This window comes from Paenibacillus sp. O199, assembly GCF_001636635.1.
GTDB lineage: Bacteria > Bacillota > Bacilli > Paenibacillales > Paenibacillaceae > Paenibacillus > Paenibacillus marchantiae.
The window spans coordinates 334,309-352,765 of the sequence record NZ_LGRP01000007.1 but is presented as its reverse complement, the minus strand read 5'-3'; the positions used below and the strand labels follow the sequence as shown (position 1 = coordinate 352,765).

15 protein-coding genes and 1 pseudogene are annotated in these 18,457 nt (G+C 44.8%); all 16 read left to right on the top strand.

Annotated elements, in window-relative coordinates; genetic code table 11:
* Positions 1–40 precede the first annotated feature (40 nt).
* Positions 41–799 carry a YheC/YheD family protein gene (locus tag A6049_RS13915; RefSeq protein WP_063565212.1) on the top strand — a complete coding sequence of 253 codons (759 nt, stop codon included), beginning with the start codon at positions 41–43 and terminating at the stop codon, positions 797–799.
* Positions 800–1,038: 239 nt separating this feature from the next.
* On the top strand, positions 1,039–2,043 hold the full coding sequence (locus A6049_RS13910) for a Gfo/Idh/MocA family protein (RefSeq protein ID WP_240321393.1): 1,005 nt from the start codon (positions 1,039–1,041) through the stop codon (positions 2,041–2,043).
* An 18-nt stretch (positions 2,044–2,061) separates the two neighbouring features.
* Positions 2,062–2,985, top strand: a complete 924-nt coding sequence (locus tag A6049_RS13905; protein WP_024634223.1) for an AraC family transcriptional regulator — start codon at positions 2,062–2,064, stop codon at positions 2,983–2,985.
* A gap of 12 nt (positions 2,986–2,997) precedes the next feature.
* Positions 2,998–4,089 (top strand): Gfo/Idh/MocA family protein, encoded by a 1,092-nt coding sequence (locus tag A6049_RS13900; protein ID WP_063565210.1) that lies wholly within the window; start codon positions 2,998–3,000, stop codon positions 4,087–4,089.
* 290 nt (positions 4,090–4,379) lie between these two features.
* Positions 4,380–5,129, top strand: a complete 750-nt coding sequence (locus A6049_RS13895; protein ID WP_063565209.1) for a FadR/GntR family transcriptional regulator — start codon at positions 4,380–4,382, stop codon at positions 5,127–5,129.
* On the top strand, positions 5,129–6,322 hold the full coding sequence (locus A6049_RS13890; protein WP_063565208.1) for a M20 metallopeptidase family protein: 1,194 nt from the start codon (positions 5,129–5,131) through the stop codon (positions 6,320–6,322). The genes A6049_RS13895 and A6049_RS13890 overlap by 1 nt, the downstream gene beginning before the upstream one ends.
* 14 nt (positions 6,323–6,336) lie before the next feature.
* Positions 6,337–7,896 (top strand): ABC transporter substrate-binding protein, encoded by a 1,560-nt coding sequence (locus A6049_RS13885; protein ID WP_063565207.1) that lies wholly within the window; start codon positions 6,337–6,339, stop codon positions 7,894–7,896.
* Positions 7,897–7,995: 99 nt separating this feature from the next.
* Positions 7,996–8,913 (top strand): ABC transporter permease, encoded by a 918-nt coding sequence (locus tag A6049_RS13880; protein WP_063565206.1) that lies wholly within the window; start codon positions 7,996–7,998, stop codon positions 8,911–8,913.
* Between the two features lie 39 nt (positions 8,914–8,952).
* Positions 8,953–9,858: an ABC transporter permease gene (locus A6049_RS13875; RefSeq protein ID WP_371121424.1), complete on the top strand. Its 906-nt coding sequence runs from the start codon at positions 8,953–8,955 to the stop codon at positions 9,856–9,858.
* 26 nt (positions 9,859–9,884) lie between these two features.
* Positions 9,885–11,909: a S9 family peptidase gene (locus A6049_RS13870; RefSeq protein WP_063565245.1), complete on the top strand. Its 2,025-nt coding sequence runs from the start codon at positions 9,885–9,887 to the stop codon at positions 11,907–11,909.
* Positions 11,906–12,376, top strand: a complete 471-nt coding sequence (locus A6049_RS13865) for a hypothetical protein (RefSeq protein ID WP_063565204.1) — start codon at positions 11,906–11,908, stop codon at positions 12,374–12,376. The genes A6049_RS13870 and A6049_RS13865 overlap by 4 nt, the downstream gene beginning before the upstream one ends.
* A 189-nt stretch (positions 12,377–12,565) precedes the next feature.
* The gene (locus tag A6049_RS13860) at positions 12,566–13,171 is read left to right on the top strand and encodes a pentapeptide repeat-containing protein (RefSeq protein ID WP_063565203.1); all 606 of its coding nucleotides are present in this window, start codon (positions 12,566–12,568) and stop codon (positions 13,169–13,171) included.
* A 194-nt stretch (positions 13,172–13,365) separates the two neighbouring features.
* Positions 13,366–13,749 (top strand): hypothetical protein, encoded by a 384-nt coding sequence (locus A6049_RS13855; protein ID WP_063565202.1) that lies wholly within the window; start codon positions 13,366–13,368, stop codon positions 13,747–13,749.
* Positions 13,750–13,907: 158 nt separating this feature from the next.
* Positions 13,908–14,303 (top strand): VOC family protein, encoded by a 396-nt coding sequence (locus A6049_RS13850; RefSeq protein WP_063565201.1) that lies wholly within the window; start codon positions 13,908–13,910, stop codon positions 14,301–14,303.
* Between the two features lie 283 nt (positions 14,304–14,586).
* Complete coding sequence (locus tag A6049_RS13845) at positions 14,587–16,287, top strand: NAD-dependent malic enzyme (protein ID WP_063565200.1); 1,701 nt, start codon at positions 14,587–14,589, stop codon at positions 16,285–16,287.
* A 541-nt stretch (positions 16,288–16,828) separates the two neighbouring features.
* Positions 16,829–18,308, top strand: a pseudogene (locus A6049_RS13840) (Lsa family ABC-F type ribosomal protection protein).
* The last annotated feature ends 149 nt before the right edge of the window (positions 18,309–18,457 follow it).

Below are 18,457 nucleotides of genomic sequence, written 5' to 3'. Positions count from 1 at the left end.
ACAGCATATGTGTTCAATATGAAGACTGGAGGAACGATCTGTGGGTATTGAGAAATCACAACCGTTAAGAAGCAAATGGCTAAAAACAAAGCAGCTTATCAATAATGATTCAATAAAACCGTTCATACCTGATACACAAAAGTTTAACAAGGTGAATCTAAAATCCATGATAGCCAGATATGGAATGTTATATATCAAGCCTGAAATAGGAACTCATGGAGTGGGCGTCATTAAGGCTGAGATGGAAAATCAACATGATTTTGCGTATCAGATGAATCAAAAACGTCTGACGTTTAATAGCTTTGATTCGTTCTATAAAAGTCTTGCACACGTTGTGAAACAGCGAAGCTATCTCATTCAAAGAGGAATACATCTGCTAAAACACAACAACAGGCGCTTTGACATCCGGGTCATGGTACAGTTAAGCCCAGAACAGCAGTGGGAAGCAACGGGGGTTATCGGTCGACTTGGACATTCCAAAAAAATAGTAACCAATTATCATAACGGCGGTCAGCCAATGGATATTCATAAGCTTCTGGAATCTCATGTGTCCGCAAAGCGCAGAAATGAACTGATTCAGGAGATGAATAAGCTGGGTGTTGGGATAGCTCGTCATATGAACAAGAAATACAAGCGATTGAAGGGAATTGGCGTGGATATTGGACTGGATCAAAGTCTGACACCTTGGGTCATTGAAGTGAATGCCAAGCCGGACCCTTATATTTTTAAACAATTAAAAGACAAGACGATGTATCGCAAGGTAATTCGGTATTTCCGCCATACGGATCATAAGCCATAAAATATCTTCAGCTTAACTTTGGACATCCTTGATTCCGAATTGTTACATGCAGAGAAAGCTTCCTATTATCACGACTTGGTGAGCAGGAAGCTTTTTTGCTTGTTTTCTTAAGAAGGTCATTCTAATTCATGTCGTAATTTTATATAGTTATTGTCGTAAGTTCCTATTAAAATTAGATCAGGTCTGTGTTAATTTATAGTTAGATGTCAGAATATCATATAGTATGGAGGTTAATCATAGTGACCATTCGAATAGGTAAAATAAGCTTATGGCACGTACATGCCTGGGATTATATTAAACAGGCTCAGGAGCACGAAGATACGGTGATGGCTGCTGTATGGGATGAAGATGCCGAGCGCGGACAGGAAGCTGCTGAACGTTTGAACGTGCCATTCTATGCTTCGCTGGAAGATATGCTGGCACAGGACAACATCGATGCCGTCATTGTGGATGCACCGACACGTCTTCACGAAGAGGTGATCACTGCTGCTGCGAAAGCGGGCAAACACATTTTTACAGAAAAAGTTATCGCTTCAACGATTAAAGAAGTAAATACGATCATTTCGGATGTACAGGATAACGGAGTGAAAATGACGGTATCTTTACCGCGTTTGAACGATGGATATACATTAACGATTCAAGATGTTCTGAACCAAGGACTACTTGGTAAGGTGACTTATGTTCGTGTGCGTTTATCGCATAACGGTGCGATTGGCAATTGGCTGCCTGAGCATTTTTATCATCTGGAAGATTGTCAGGGCGGGGCATTAATTGACCTCGGTTGTCATCCGATGTATCTGACGAATCTGTTCCTAGGTCAAGAAGTGACTGGGGTTAATGCTAATTTCGGATATGTTACTGGAAAAGAAGTGGAAGATAACGCGGTTGCTACGTTATTTACGGATTCCGGAGCAATCGGTGTAGTCGAGGCTGGGTTTGTGAACAGTCATTCGCCGTTTGCGATAGAGGTTCATGGTACGGAAGGCACACTTTTATACGGAACACCAGAGGATAAGCTGCTAATCCGCACGAATGTTGGTTCAGATCAACAGAAGGAATGGACAGAGATTCCTTTGCTGGACAGAAGAGAAAGCGCATTCAGCCAGTGGGTATCCCATATTCAGAATGATACGATTGCTACCGAGAATTTGCAGACGGCTACTCAATTGACTCGCCTGATGGAGGCTGCCAACCTTTCTGCGAAGGAAGGGCGCAAAATCTCCTTGAAAGAGTTACAGGGATAGGGTTTGGGAGGTGCCGCATTGAGCCGATATCCTTTTGAGAAGATGCTTGAACGACAGGATATCCTGGAAAGACTGGATGTCTCGATCCTGTGGGGACACTACGAGATACGAGTTCTGCGATTTCATCTGACTTCTTTTCCAGCAGGCAGAATCGTTGATTTTCATAACCATGCGGAATTCGAGTTACATTTCATCCCGAGAGGGAAAGGAAAAGTCATTCTGGGGGATGAGATGCATCCGCTCTCTGAAGGCATGCTGTATTTAACGGGTCCGGGTCTTGTTCATTATCAGGAGGCGGATTCCCAAGAGGCCATGGATGAACTATGCCTGCATGTGGATATCATTGAACATCCCAGAGAGGGTGTAGATCCGTGGGAGGCAGCAGAGTCAGAGGAAACGATCGAAAAGCTTAGAACACTTCCTCTTGCTCCGGTACATGATTATCATCGCGCCATGAACTGTTTCCTGGAAGCTTATGAGGCTTGTGACCGTAAACTGATTGGATATTACACGTCCATTAAGCAGCAGGTGATCAGTATTCTGCTGAAAACCGTCCGAGCCTACGATATCGGGGGGAATCGGGCGGAGGCTCCTGTGCGAGACATGTCTGTGTACAGGTACGATTATGCCATTCAGTATATGGAGGCAAATCATCCCTCAGCAGTAACGCTGGAGAATGTAGCGGAGAAGCTACATATTAGCAGCAGACAACTGCAACGAATCTTTTATCAGGTTCAGCCGGAAATGCCTTTCAGCCGTGTGTTGGAGGATATCCGCCTGCGCGCGGTGTGCCGCAATCTGGAAGAAAGTCATGTTTCCATCGAACAAATTGCCCTGGCTTCAGGGTTTACCAATGCTAATTATTTACATGCTGTTTTTCGCAAGCGTCTGGGGATGACCCCATCGGCTTTCCGTAAAATGAAACAACCAAACCAAAAGTGAGGGTGATTAGATATGAGTAAAACGTATCGTGTAGGGATTATTGGCTGTGGCGGGATTGCAAACGGCAAACATCTGCCAAGTTTGAGCAAGCTTGATAATGTAGAACTGGTTGCTTTCTGTGATATCGTTCAGGAACGTGCAGAAGAAGCCAAAGAAAAGTATGGTAGTTCCGAAGCACAGGTATACACGGATTATCAAGAATTACTTCAGGATGAAACGATTGATATTGTTCATGTTCTTACGCCAAATATCTCTCACGCAGAGATTTCTATTGCTGCACTGGAAGCCGGAAAACACGTCATGTGTGAAAAACCAATGGCCAAGACATCTGCTGAAGCGCAAAAAATGCTTGAAGCAGCCGAGCGTACTGGTAAAAAACTGACCATCGGATACAATAACCGTTTCAGAGAAGACAGCTTGTACCTGAAGCAGCTGTGTGAAGCTGGCGAACTGGGTTCGATTTACTTTGCCAAAGCACATGCGATCAGAAGAAGAGCGGTACCTACTTGGGGTGTTTTCCTTGATGAGGAGAAACAAGGTGGCGGACCGTTGATTGACATCGGTACACATGCACTTGACCTGACGCTGTGGATGATGGATAACTATCAACCAAAGGTTGTTCTGGGCACAACTCATCACGAGCTTTCACAAAGAGAAAATGCAGCGAATGCATGGGGCCCGTGGGACCCGAAAAAATTCTCGGTTGAAGATTCCGCTTTTGGTATGATTGTAATGGAGAATGGCGCGACGATCATGCTGGAATCCAGCTGGGCGCTCAATTCACTGGACGTGGATGAAGCGAAATGCAGCTTGAGCGGAAGCGAAGCGGGCGCTGATATGAAGAATGGCCTGCGCATCAATGGAGAGAAATTCAGCCGTTTGTACACCAACGAAATTGAACTGAGTGCAGGCGGGGTCGCTTTCTACGATGGAAAAAGTGAAAGTGCACCGGATGTAGAGATGAGAAAATGGATTGAAGCGATCGATAAAGATCTGGAGCCAGTTGTAACTCCTAAACAGGCTTTGGTGGTTTCACAGATCCTGGAGGCACTCTATGAGTCCGCTCGTACAGGTAAAGCCGTTTACATGAACGAATCCAATTAAGCCTAAAATACATTCCAGAAACCTTTATCCTCATCAGGAGGATAAAGGTTTTTGTTCTTTTATACGCTATCCATTTGTCTATACCGTGCCTTACTTCTGTACGTATATAGAGAGAATAATCCAAATTAAAAAGATGTTTCTGTCTAATGCAGATGCATCTTTTTTTATTTGGAAAACGGGTCGAGTTGAAAACTATTTTTAAATATATTCAAAAAAGTATTGCATATCTGTTTAGTCGGAATTATATTAATGGTATAAGGTCTAGACCATTTACAGATCGGAGTGTTTGCATGTCCAGTACGTTTTCATTTCGTTTTGAAAAAGTATCTACCAAAAAGGTCAGTGAATTTATTAGAGAACAACTGGAAGAAGCCATCATACTCAAAGAATTAATGAGTGAAGAACAGCTTCCGTCGGAACGAGAACTGGCCGAGATTTTTAATGCAAGTCGCATTACGGTACGTGAGGCGTTATCTACGTTGGAAGACAAAGGTCTGATAGAGAAGCGCGTGGGGGCTAAGGGTGGAACGTTTGTCTTGCCTCTGACAGCCAATTCTCATAAACGCACAAGAGAAGAAATTAAAAGGGATTGGGAACAGATGCTGAAAGTGTTTGAATACCGGACCATTATTGAGCCGGAAGCGGCTTTTCTGGCTGCTGAGCGGATTACCGCAGGCGAGCTGGAGCTGCTGGAAGCTTATATGGAGCAAAGCATTGAACCTCATTGTACAAGGGAATGGTTTCGGGCTCTGGATGTGAAGTTCCATCTAACCATTGCCAAGGCATCCGGGAATCCATACTGCGAGGCGGCCGTGAGACAGATCCGAACAAAAATTAATCCGGCATTGGACCTAATGCCATATGATGACCGAATCCGCTCCGTCAATCATGGGATACATATGGAGATTCTTGCAGCACTGAAAGCACATGACAGCATCAAGTCCCGGGAGACTATGAAAAGACACATCGAATTCTCGGCTGATGCGATCTATGCCCGACTGGTATCAGAATCGGATGACAAAGAAGGGAATGAGAACTAATGGACCAATCACAACTATATCAACGTGCACAAGCATTGCAGCCCCAACTCATTGCCTGGCGGAGAGATTTCCATCGCCATCCGGAAATCGGCTATGAAGAATTCAGAACGTCAGAGATCGTAGCCAAACACTTGGAAAGTCTGGGTCTTGAAGTGACGCGTAATGTCGGAAAAACCGGAGTTGTAGGCTTGTTGAGAGGAGAGACAGAGGGCCCCACTTTTGCACTTCGGGCAGATATGGACGCATTGCCTATACAAGATCAGAAGTCGGCTGAGTACAGTTCGCAAGTAGAAGGCAAGGCGCATCTGTGCGGGCATGATGCACATACAACCATTCTGATGGGAGCGGCGGAGCTGCTAACGAGCCTCGGCCGACCGAAAGCGGGCAACATCAAATTTGTGTTTCAGCCTGCGGAGGAAGGATTGGCAGGTGCACGTGCCATGATTCAGGATGGGGTACTGGAGAATCCGAAAGTGGACGCGATTGCAGGATTGCATATGACTCCGGGACAAGATACGGGTACCGTCGGGGTAAGCAAAGGTGTGGCGTTTGCCTCGGCAGATCGTCTGGTGATTCGGGTACTTGGCAAGGGTGGACATGCTGCGAGGCCGCATGAAGGTATCGATGCCATTGCCGTATCTGCTCAGGTCATCACTGCACTACAGAACCTGGCTAGTCGTATGGTAGACCCGCTGGAGCCGGTTGTGGTAACGATCGGTAAAATAACTGGAGGCTACATGGGAACCGCCATTGCACCAGAGGTTGAGATGATCGGCACGGTTCGAACACTCTCCCCTGCCATTCGTGAACGCATGCCAGCCTTGATTGAACAGGTCGTAAGTGGTGTGTGCAGTTCGTTCGGGGCGGGCCATGAAGTCATCTATGGTGATGGCTACCCCGTTGTGGTTAACGATCTGGGCATGGTGGACCTGCTTGCGGAGACCGTTGATGGACTCGAATGGGCGAAGGGATGGAGTAGTATTCCGCCATCTACGGGTGGCGAAGATTTCGCATTCTATTGTGAACAGATTCCGGGTGTTTTCTTCCGATTGGGTTCAGGGAACGAGGAAGAGCGAACCCGTTACCCGCTTCACCATCCGATGTTCGATCTGGATGAGACGGTCATGCCTTATGGTGTAGGCATGCTGTCCGCCGTAGCGCTTGAATATTTGGCAAGACATACAACTTCTTAGGGGGAGCATGGAAAATGAAAAAAAGACAATGGACTAGCATGTGGATCACATTATTGGCTGTAGTACTGGTACTGAGCGCTTGCGGTGGTAAGAGTACGGATAGCAATTCGGCATCCAGTGAATCTGGCAGCGGTACTGTTGCCAGCACTACACTTACAATCGCAGCTGCTACGGATATTGAGAGCTTTGACCCGCACAACAACAATAATACATCCAGTGAAGCAGTACTGGTCAACGTATATGATTATCTGATCAAAAATGATAGTGAACAGAAGAAGGTTCCAGGTCTCGCGACTTCATGGGAGCAAGTGAATGACACCACATGGCGCTTTAAGCTCCGTGAAGGCGTGACCTTCCATAACGGTGATCCATTCACATCAGCAGATGTGAAGTATACACTGGAGCGCGTAGCTAAAGACAGCACACTGAAACAAAACAGCTACTTCAAAAACATTGTTGAAGTGAAAGCGATCGATGAACATACGGTAGATATTATTACAGACGGACCAGATCCGTTGCTGCTTAACCGTCTGTCCAAAATGGGGGCAGGCATCTTGCCAGCAAAATATATTAAGGACAATGGGTTCGATAAATTCCTGAAACAACCGGTTGGCACAGGTCCATACAAATTCAGCAAATGGACAAAAGATGATCGCGTTGAAGTGGTGAAAAATGAAAATTACTTCGATGGTGAACCGAAATGGAATGAGGTTGTATTCCGTGTCATCCCGGAAGCTTCCACACGTGTATCGGAACTGCTGGCTGGTGGTGTTGATATCGCAGCATCCATACCGTCGACAGATATTGCTCGCATTGAAGGCGAAGCAGACAAAAAGATCGTCAAAGCACCGATTCAGCGTGTACTTCAGTTGATTTTCCGCCAAACAGAGGGCAGCGTCACAGCTGATCCGAAGGTTCGGGAGGCCATTGATCTGGCGATTGACAAGCAGGGCATTGTAGACAGCATTGCCGGAGGTGCAGGTATTGTGACTCGCACATCCGTAACGCCTGGCAACTTTGGGGCAGATCCTTCGTTGTACAAAACATCGCTTTATGATCAAGAGAAGGCGAAGCAACTGTTGCAGGAAGCAGGTTATGCAGAAGGTGAAGCGGAGATGACCATCTCGGTATCCTCTCAATACAAAGAGCCTGCCGAAGTCGTGGCAGCGATGCTGGAGCAAGTGGGCTTCAAAATTAACCTGGACGTGCTGGAACCAAGTGCTTTCAGTGAACGTTACAGTTCCAAGTCATTCAAGGAAATCTTCATGATCGGAATTGGTAATTCCCTCTTTGATGCTTCAAATAACTACAATCGTTACATGTTGGAAGAGGCCAAAGGTGAGTCGGACTATAACAATCCGGAAGTGGAGAAATTGCTCCAGTCTGCGCTGATCAACATGGACCCGGCTTCCAGGGAGAAAGAGTACCAGCAAGTACAGCAAATTCTTGCTGAAGATCGCCCAGCTGTGTATCTGTACCAGATGGAAGGGGTTTATGGTACCGATAGCCGTGTGAACTTCAAGCCGCGTAGTGATGAAATGTTCTATGCTGACGAGATTACACCTGCACAGTAACTTCAGACAGAACAACCTGTTATGACAACGATAAGCCGAGAACGGCAGGGACTGCACCACGTTCCTGTCGTTCTTTTTTAAAAGGAGGTGGACAGAGAAATGGGCAAATATGTACTGAAGTCACTACTGCAGGTTATACCGGTTCTGTTCATTGTTTCGTTAATCGTATTTATATTGGTCCGCGTCACGGGTGATCCGGTAGCTCTGATGCTGCCCGAAACAGCTACTGCAGAAGACCGCGCTGTATTAACGCAGGCACTCGGACTGGACCAGCCGTTATACACGCAGTATATGAAGTTCCTTGGCAGCGCCTTGCAGGGAGACTTTGGTCAATCCTTCCGTTATGGAGAACCGGCTTTACAGCTTGTACTGGAACGATTGCCGGCCAGCTTTGAACTGGCTGTTGCAGCGATGTTTTTTGCCATTGTTATGGCTGTACCGCTTGGAGTTGCCTCAGCAGTCAAACGAAATACGTTTACCGATCTGATCATCTCCGGGATATCGGTCATTGGTAAAGCTATGCCGAATTTTTGGATGGGTATCATGCTCATTTTGTTATTTTCCGTGATGTGGGGAGTTTTACCTGTATCCGGCCGCGGCGGAGTATCACATCTGATATTGCCAGCCTTTACGCTAGGGGTAGGGCTTGCTGCACAAATGACTCGTCTGATTCGCTCCAGCATGCTGGAAATTCTGAGTCAGGATTACATCCGTACAGCACGGAGCAAAGGGCTTGGCCGGATGGTCGTGATTGGCAAACATGCGTTTCGCAACGGATTGATTCCGGTCGTGACGATTATGAGTTTGCAGTTCACAAGCTTAATTGGTGGAACATTGATTACGGAGACGGTATTCTCCTGGCCCGGGCTAGGTCAGTTGCTGGTTGTTGCAGTCAACACCCATGACATGGCGATTGTACAGGCCGCCGTTTTTGTCATTGCGTTTATCGTCGTTGTAACCAATATTTTGACAGATGTGGCCTACCGACTGCTTGATCCACGCATTAAATACGATTAGAAGGAGGTGCAATCGATGACAGGCAGCAATGAAATGCCAATGCCGGGTGCAGAACAGGAACAAGAGAATGTACGTACACCAACAGGACTTCGCTATATCTGGAGACAACTGATCATCAGCAAGACCGGAATATTTGGCGCTGTGCTCGTATTGTTGGTTGTGTTAATCGCCATATGTGCACCTCTGTTAACGAGTCATGATCCTGGTGCAGTGAATCCTCTCAATCGTCTTAAACCGCCAGCTTGGCTTGATGGGGGAACGGCTGAATACTGGCTGGGTACGGATAATCTGGGCAGGGACATGTGGAGCCGAATCGTATATGGTGCGCGGGTTTCATTAATTGTAGGTATGGGAGCAGTCATCGTGTCCGGAATCATTGGTGCTATTCTTGGTCTCTTGTCCGGATTTTACGGAAAATGGCTGGATGCGGTTATTATGCGCGTGGGTGATGCATTCATGGCTATCCCTACGATTCTGTTTATGCTCGTTGTGATGGCTATTGTAGGACCAGGGATTACGACGCTGATTTTGGTTATCGGTGTGACGAACTGGGTGCCTTTCACCCGTGTGGTCCGCAGTGAAGTGTTGAGTATCAAGGAACGGGACTTTGTACACGCTGCCAGATCAATCGGTGCCAAGAATGGGAGATTGATTCTAAAACATATTCTGCCGAATATTTTATCTTCCTTTATCGTGATCTGCGGTATGAATGTTGGGACCACGATTATTATGGAAGCTTCGCTCAGTTTCCTGGGCCTGGGCATTAAACCACCTGACATTTCCTGGGGAGGCATGCTCAGTGATGGAAGACAATATGTTGCAACAAGCTGGTGGGTGGCAACTTTCCCTGGACTAGCAATTACGCTGACGGTTCTTGGTGTCATTTTCCTGGGAGATTGGCTGCGCGATGTACTTGATCCACGTACGGATACAAACAAGAAATAAGATGAACGGAGAAGGGAGCCATGCACATGAACAAAAGACCGATCTTGCCAGAGGACTTAGTTCAATACCGCTGGGTTAGCGAGCCTGTAATCAATCAAGATGGTCAGGTGGCATACGTTGAACAGACGATTGATCAGCAGAAAAATGAGTATATTACGCAAATTCGTGGCGTTTCACTTGATGGTAGTGGGGACAAGCCGCTTACAGACGGCGTAAAGGATTCATCTCCTTCTTGGTCACCAGATGGAACACAACTCGCTTTTTTACGATTGGAAAGTGGGGGTAAAGGGTTATGGGCCCTTGCGTCAGGTGATACAAAGGCTATAAATCTCATCTCCCCTGAGCGCAAGCTTTTACAATTTGTCTGGTCCCCGGATGGGCAATATATTGCGTTTACAAGCAAAGTTGAAGCGATAACTGACAAAACATCAAAGACAAACGAATCACCTAAAGTTAAAGTAACTCCCCTGAGAGGCAAGGTCTTTGAGCGCACGACACCCAAGGCAGAAGGCTCCGGCTGGTGGGATGGTCTGTATAGCCATCTGTTTGTATATGAGATCGGAAATGGAACCATTACACAGGTAACAACCGGATCATGGAATGTTGCTGCTCCGGTATGGTCGCCAGACGGTCAGGCTATTTCCTTTATTTCTAAGCAGGTACAGGATGAGGGGCTGGATGCCGATCTGTTGTACTTTGTGGATGTACATACCGTGAATCTGGCAAGCGGTGAGCAGCGCAGAGTAACGGATTCCAGTCTTCAGGTGAGCCAGTTCGCATATTCACCCGATGGAGAGCAACTGATTCTGATTGCCAGCGACCGAGAGTACGGAAGTGGCAGTCACAACAGACTATATGAAGTGCCGAGTAGTGGAGGTATTCCAAAGCAGCTGGCACCTGATGTTGATATGCAGTTGGGGAACGCAGCACTTGGGGATATGAAATCGGCAAGCCCATCTCCGTCGCCACTGATAGATGACCATCATGCGCAACGTACGACATATGTACTGGGCACCCAGGGTGGAAATGTGGACCTGTATCAAATCACCGAGGATGGGTATTGCCAAGCCGTGACGGGAAGCGGGGAGAAGGATGTATACCAATATACCCTGTCACCTGATGGTAAGACGCTGGTCATTGGCGCATTGACTGAGGATCACCCTGGAGAACTGTACCGTGTGGATATTAACAGTAGTGATATGTTCAGACTCACTCGGCGAAACGATGAATTTTTGGCAGGCTTGGAAGTCAATGTACCTGAGCGTGTCGAGTTTACATCGTCGGACGGATGGCCCATTCAAGGTTGGTTGATGAAGCCGGTTATGCAGAAATCGGACACGAAAGTGCCGATGATATTACAGATTCATGGTGGACCGCACGCCATGTATACAGGCATCTTCAGCCACGAAATGCAGACACTTGCTGCACAGGGATATGCCGTTCTATGGGTAAATCCCCGGGGAAGTATGGGATACGGGCAGGAATTCGCCAGAGCTTGCCGAGGAGATTTTGCCGGGGGAGACTGTCGTGATCTGCTTGAGGCGATGGACTATGCACTGGCAACATATGATTTTCTGGATGAAACACGTCTTGGTATTGGTGGAGGCAGTTACGGAGGCGTCATGACTAACTGGATCGTAGCTCATACCCATCGATTTAAGGCGGCAGTAACGCAGCGTTGTATATCCAATTGGTTGTCCCTGTATGGAACCAGTGATATTGGAATCTCCTATGTGGAGGGGGTAATTGGCGGCAATCCGACAGAACATGCAGACATGTTATGGGCCCGTTCTCCCCTTGCTCATGCGCACAAGATTGAAACGCCACTTCTGATTATGCATGGAGAGCAGGATTATCGTACACCGATCGCACAGGCGGAGGAGTTATATACTACGTTAAAACGATATGGAAAAACGACCAAACTGATTCGATATCCAGGCTCCAATCACACGTTGATCAAAAGCGGAAAACCCTCGCTGCGCGTGGATAGCTTTGAACAGGTCAATGCCTGGTTTAATCAATATCTCAAAGATGGAGAGGGCGGAGCATGAGCCGTGTTCAGTTATCCATTCCTGTAGCTCTGCTAGTCGAAAATGTTCTGACGAGCGGTGAACCGAGCGAATTAATCATTGATCGTTTACAGAGAAAAGAGTTCTCTTCGTTGTTATCCAAGATCAAGGAACCAACGATGGATCTGGTGGAGAGACTGGACACAGCAGCTGAAGTGGGAGACAACTGGGAAGAGGCCATACGCAGCAGGGTTTATGAATTCAAATTTTTGCATATTAACGCCCTGAAAAGACTGCTCTATTTCCGGTTCGATCTCAAGGCAGATCAGGATTATATCCAGGAAGATCTGACACTGAAAGATATTCATTTGACCTTGCAAGAGACCGAGTTGCTGCAATTGTTAGTTGGCAGACAGTGGATTGTGCAAGAAGAACAAGGTAAAGACCAGAGAGACAAGGACAGAGACACATCGTTAAGTATCCCTGTTCATATCCGATTAAAGTACTAGCTAAACACATTTATGGAGCCAAAAGCCGCGATTTTCGCGGTTTTTTTATTTGAAGCAGCTCCGTTTTCTATAAAAAAGTGACTTGACTTTTGCAGACGTTTAAGCAGGTACTTGACATCCGTATGGTATATTATAAAAAGCTCTTTTAATGGTGAACACATGATAATCATACAAGATGGGGTGTACGTGATGTATCAATATAAGGATCAGGAATATGAAGCTGTACATTTTGAGGGACGTGATTTGCGTTATGGAGAACTAATCAGCTGTGTTTTCAAACAGTGTACCTTTATGAACGCTTCGATGGAAGAAATCGAGACAAGCAACTGCCGTTTTATCGAATGTGACTTTAAAGGTGCTTCCATGAATGGCTCCATTCATAGAGAATCGGCGTTTGAAAACTGCTTATTTGGTGGTGCTAATCTATTTGCTTCCAAATTCACCTCCTGCAAGATGACGGGATCGGACTTTTCCGGTGCACAAATGGATGGTATTACACTAAGTCAGGGTGATTGGTCTTATACGAATCTGAGACATACCCGATTGGGCAAACAGGATTTGCGAGGAATTCGTTTCTTTGAAGCCGACTTTACGGACACGGATTTTACCAAAGCGGATCTGAGAGACTGTGATCTCACAAGAGCAGTTTTAAGCAGAGCCAAGCTGCAAGGGGCCGATCTTAGAGGCGCTAATCTGGAAGGAATCGATCTGAAATCATTGGATATTAAAGGCGTACGTTTGGATCGCGAACAAGCTGTTCTGTTTGTACGCTCTTATGGTGCGAAAGTAGATTAAGTTGAACATATACTGCTACAGTTTAGGCCAGTATTATAGAAACTTCAAAACTTTAAAAACGTCATAAACTGTATGAAGCCACCAAAAAGGTGGCTTTTTTGGCATGAATGATTTCCATTTAAAACAAATTTTGAAGGAATAAGAGATATAACCAAGGAATAGTAAACATAAGTTTCAAATAAAAGGAGGCCATTATGACGACTGCATTAATTACTATTGTTGCTGTTATTGGTTTTGGGATTATAACAGGCACAATCACTATGGTTATGATATTTAAACTGCTTCGTAACAATAAACACAAACAGCATTTTCAAAAAAGCATTTTAACGGAGGGAATTCCCGCAGAGGCGGTTATTCATGATATTACACAAACTTCATCCAGTATGGATGGAAGGCCTGGAGTGCGACTGGATTTGACCGTAACCCAAGTTGACGGCCGTACCTTTCCCACGATTGTAGAGACATATATCCCGGTTACACATATTCCCCAATTTCAGAAAGGAAATGTCATTCACGTAAGATACATTGTAAACGGAAATGAACGAAAGGTTGAGGTAGAGGATGCCTATGTTCCGTGAATTTGACTGTTGAACGCAGCGTTGGGATAAATACTTTCATTAAAATGATTCAGGTTCTACATTGACTAGAAGTATGAACTGGTTTAGAATTAATTTATCTTGATAATCTAGATACTTTATTTTCGAGATAAATTGATAGAAGAATCGAGGCAGTTCATATGAAAATTAATCACTTAAACTTAACGGTAACTGACGTTATTGAGGTTCAACATTTTCTCGAAACATATTTTGGATTAACCTGTTACGTCAATGCAGGTAAAGCATTTGCGGCTATGACCGACGACGATGGATTTTTATTAAACTTAATGTATGGCAAGGATATCAAATATCCAGAAACTTTCCATGTAGGGTTCCCACAAGACAGTAAGGAAGAGGTGGATAACTTGAACCAACGTCTCAAGAACGATGGAATTCAGGTAGAAAGCCCGGCTATTGTTCATGGTTCCTACACCTTTTATCTTCAGGCGCCAGGTGGAATCACACTTGAAGCATACTGTCTCATCGAAGGGGAAGATCCAACCAAAGGACCTCGTCCATCATTTGGAAAACTATAAAAATGAATTCCACTGAAGCCACGCAATTTCGTGGCTTTTTTTGTATTCTACGATAATCTGATTATAAAATGAATTTGTTGAAAAATGACAAAGTGATAAATTTTATTTATCGAAATGAAATTGAATTTCATTCATGAAAGTTTCATGAGTTCGTTTACATACCATAGAAAATATTTTATAATTGTCATCGGAAGAACAATAACTAACTAAAAGTTATTAAGTGTTAAAAATATATTAAAAAGACGTAACGTCAAGAGACATCATGAAAGAAGGCAATCAGTAAATGAACTCATTTTTTGTAGATTCCAATGGAAACTTAAAAACCTCTTTGAAAGGTAAGGATGTTCTGTCCAATCCCATGTTGAACAAGGGTACTGCCTTTAACGAAGAAGAAAGAAGAGAGCTTAACCTGAATGGCATCTTGCCACCGATGGTTTTAAATATTGAAGAACAAGTGACTCGAGTATATCAGCAATTGCAGAATGAATCGGATAATTTGCGGAAAAGCATCATGCTTAGTGATTTGTTCAACCGAAATATTGTACTATTCTACCGTCTAATGAAGGATCACCTTAGTGAAATGCTGCCGATTGTGTACACACCTACGGTCGGACAAGCTATTCAGGAATATAGCCATCAGTACCACAGACCGGGTGGTCTATATTTATCCATTAATGATATGGACGGGCTGGAGGAAGCTTTCCGCAACAGTGGATTACAAGCTGGAGATGTGGATTTGATTGTGGTGACCGACTCGGAAAGTATTCTGGGCATCGGAGACTGGGGCGTTGGCGGCATTAAAATTGCCATTGGTAAACTCGCGGTATACACAGCAGCCGTAGGCGTTGATCCAAGCCGCGTATTACCTGTTGTGCTGGACGTCGGAACCAATAATCCCAAATTGCTGAATGATCCATTGTATGTGGGCAACCGTCATGAACGGATTCGCGGGGAAAAATATGATCAATTTATCGAAGCCTTTGTGAAAGAAACAACAAAGTGGTTCCCGGATATCCTGCTTCACTGGGAAGACCTGGGCAGCGTGAATGCCAGAAATATTATACAGAAATACGGGGAAGAACTGCTTACGTTTAATGATGATATTCAGGGAACGGGTGCGGTTACACTTGCGGCGATTATGTCCGGAGTTCAAGTGACGGGTGTGCCTCTTCGTGAGCATCGTATCCTTGTATTTGGTCCAGGGGCCGCTGGTATTGGTAACGCGGATCAGATTCTTGACGCCATGATGGAAGAAGGACTTGAGAGGGAGGAAGCGGAGAACCGGTTCTGGGCTTTCGATTACCGTGGAATCCTTACTGATGAGACGGAAGGCCTATTTGAATTCCAGAAACCATATGTGCGCAAAGCTGCGGAAGTGGAAGATTGGGCATTGAATGAGCAAGGGCAGGTCAGCTTGCTGGAAGCTGTGAAACAGATCAAACCAACGATTCTGATCGGCACTTCTGGTGTAACAGGTGCCTTTAATGAACAAGTTATCAAAGAAATGGCGAAGCATGTGGAACGTCCAATCATTATGCCAATGTCCAACCCGACCTCACTTGCCGAAGCAGCACCAAGAAGTCTGATTGAATGGACGGATGGCAAAGCATTGATTGCAACAGGTAGTCCATTTGAATCTGTCATGTTTAATGACACTTTATATGAAATTGGTCAATCCAATAATGCTTTTGTGTTCCCTGGTTTGGGCCTGGGAGCGATTGTTGCAAAAGCATCAAAGTTCACCAAAAACATGTTCACCGCAGCTGCAGTAGCCGTAGCTAATTCGGTAGACTCCTCTGCTCCAGGTGCTCCACTTCTGCCAAGAGTGAAAGAGCTGCATGCTGTTTCGTACAAAGTTGCAGTGGCAGTCGCTAAGGCGGCAGTGGAAGATGGCGTTGCGCGTGTAGAGCTGAAAGACGTTGAAGAGGCGGTAAAAGCTGCCATGTGGCATCCAGTGTACAAACCGCTGTATGCGGCCGTTTAATAATTGAAATAAATTGAATACAGCGCATGGTGACTATAAATCCATGAGGGTCGGGTGTAAGATGGAGTTTAAAAGGATCGACATGATTTCTCGCCTTGACCCATGGCTGTATTCCATGTTAAGTTTCTGATATTAAATTGTGGAGCTTTTAAAGGGGGATAGAGCGATGACTGAATTAGAGGTTGTAGATGTTTATGTGAACCTGTCAACGAACATGAACACTGACATGGTTCACAACATAACTAATCAGAATCCGGCACTTTATCCTCCTATGCATAGATCATCTTGGCGTTAAATTTTTGGACGCCAGGTTTCTTTATCGTATAGTCAGGTTGATGTAACGCAAAAAAGCACCGGTGAATGGGGGCTTTTTTGCGTTTTTTCATTTGAGGATATTCTAATCACTATGACAGAAGGAATGTGTCATTCATTCAAGGGCGGACTGAAATTCTGATTATGTTCAAATATAAAGTGAGGGACCATGTCGTGGTAAATACCCCGTCGGTTAACTTTTATATTTCACATAAAAAGGATGATCTTTATGTCTTTAATCAACGTTACCAACCTAACCTTTGCCTATGATGGCAGTTACGATAATATATTTGAAAATGTGAGTTTTCAGCTGGACTCGGATTGGAAATTGGGCTTTACCGGAAGGAACGGCAGAGGTAAAACGACATTCCTCCAACTGCTGCTTGGTAAATATGAATACAGCGGAACTATTTCTGCGAATGTCAGCTTTGAGTACTTTCCTTTTCAGGTTGAGAATAAAGGAGCTATGACCCTCGATATCATTGAAGATGCTTATCCTGAATATTTACAATGGCAGCTTGTGCGTGAGCTTAACCTGTTAAAAGTTTCGGAAGATATCCTGTATCGGCCTTTCGATTCCTTGTCTAACGGAGAACAAACGAAGGTGATGCTGGCTGCCTTGTTTCTGAAGGATAATCGATTTTTGCTCATTGATGAACCTACCAATCATCTCGATATTCATGCCAGAAAACTCGTTAGTAATTATCTTCGCAGCAAAAGTGGATTTATTCTGGTGTCACATGATCGATCCTTTTTGGATAACAGCGTAGACCACATCCTGTCCATTAATAAAAATAACATCGAGATTCAGAAAGGGAACTTCTCCGCTTGGTGGGAAAATAAACAAAGGCAAGATCAGTTTGAACTTGCAAATAATGAAAAATTAATAAAGGACATCAAGCGTTTATCCGATTCTGCCAAACGGACGGGTGGATGGTCGCATGAAGTGGAAAGAACCAAAAATGGTACGAGAAATTCCGGTTCTAAGGTGGATAAAGGCTATATTGGACACAAGGCTGCCAAAATGATGAAACGTTCCAAAAATATCGAGCAGAGACAGCAATCCGCCATTCATGAGAAGTCCAAACTTCTGAAAAATATTGAGAGTGCAGAACGTCTACAGATTCATCAACTGGATTTTCACAAAAAAGAACTTGTCGAATTGGAACATGTGTCGATTGCATACGGCTCCAATATGGTATGTAAGGACGTGAATTTCACAGTTGAACAAGGGGATCGTATTGCGCTTTATGGTAAAAACGGATCGGGGAAATCAAGCATCCTTAAACTGATTTGTGATGAGAATATCCCTTATGCAGGTTATTTTCGAAAGGATCACCAGCTTAAAATCTCGTATGTGTCGCAGGACACTTCGAATCTCGGCGGCCATTTATCTGACTATGCTGTCACGCAGAGAATCGATGAAAGCCTGTTTAAATCCATCCTAAGAAAGCTGGATTTTTCTAGGTTGCAATTGGAGAAGAATATCTCAACGTATAGCGCTGGCCAAAAAAAAGAAAGTGCTGATTGCTAAAAGTCTCAGTGAGCAAGCTCATTTGCACATTTGGGATGAACCTCTCAATTTTGTAGATGTCATCTCTCGCATGCAAATTGAAGACTTGCTGCTGGAGTACTCCCCAACCCTTCTGTTTGTAGAGCATGACAGTGATTTTTGCGCAAATATTGCAACAAGAATTATCGAGCTATAAGCAACAGGGAAAGAAAAAAGATATAAATTCTAAGAGCCGCCGCTTGGCGGCTTTTAATCATCACATCTATCTTTGCAATACATAACCAATCATAGGTGATGCTTGTTAGTGTTCAGACATCGGAATTATGAGCAACTATGCTATAATTT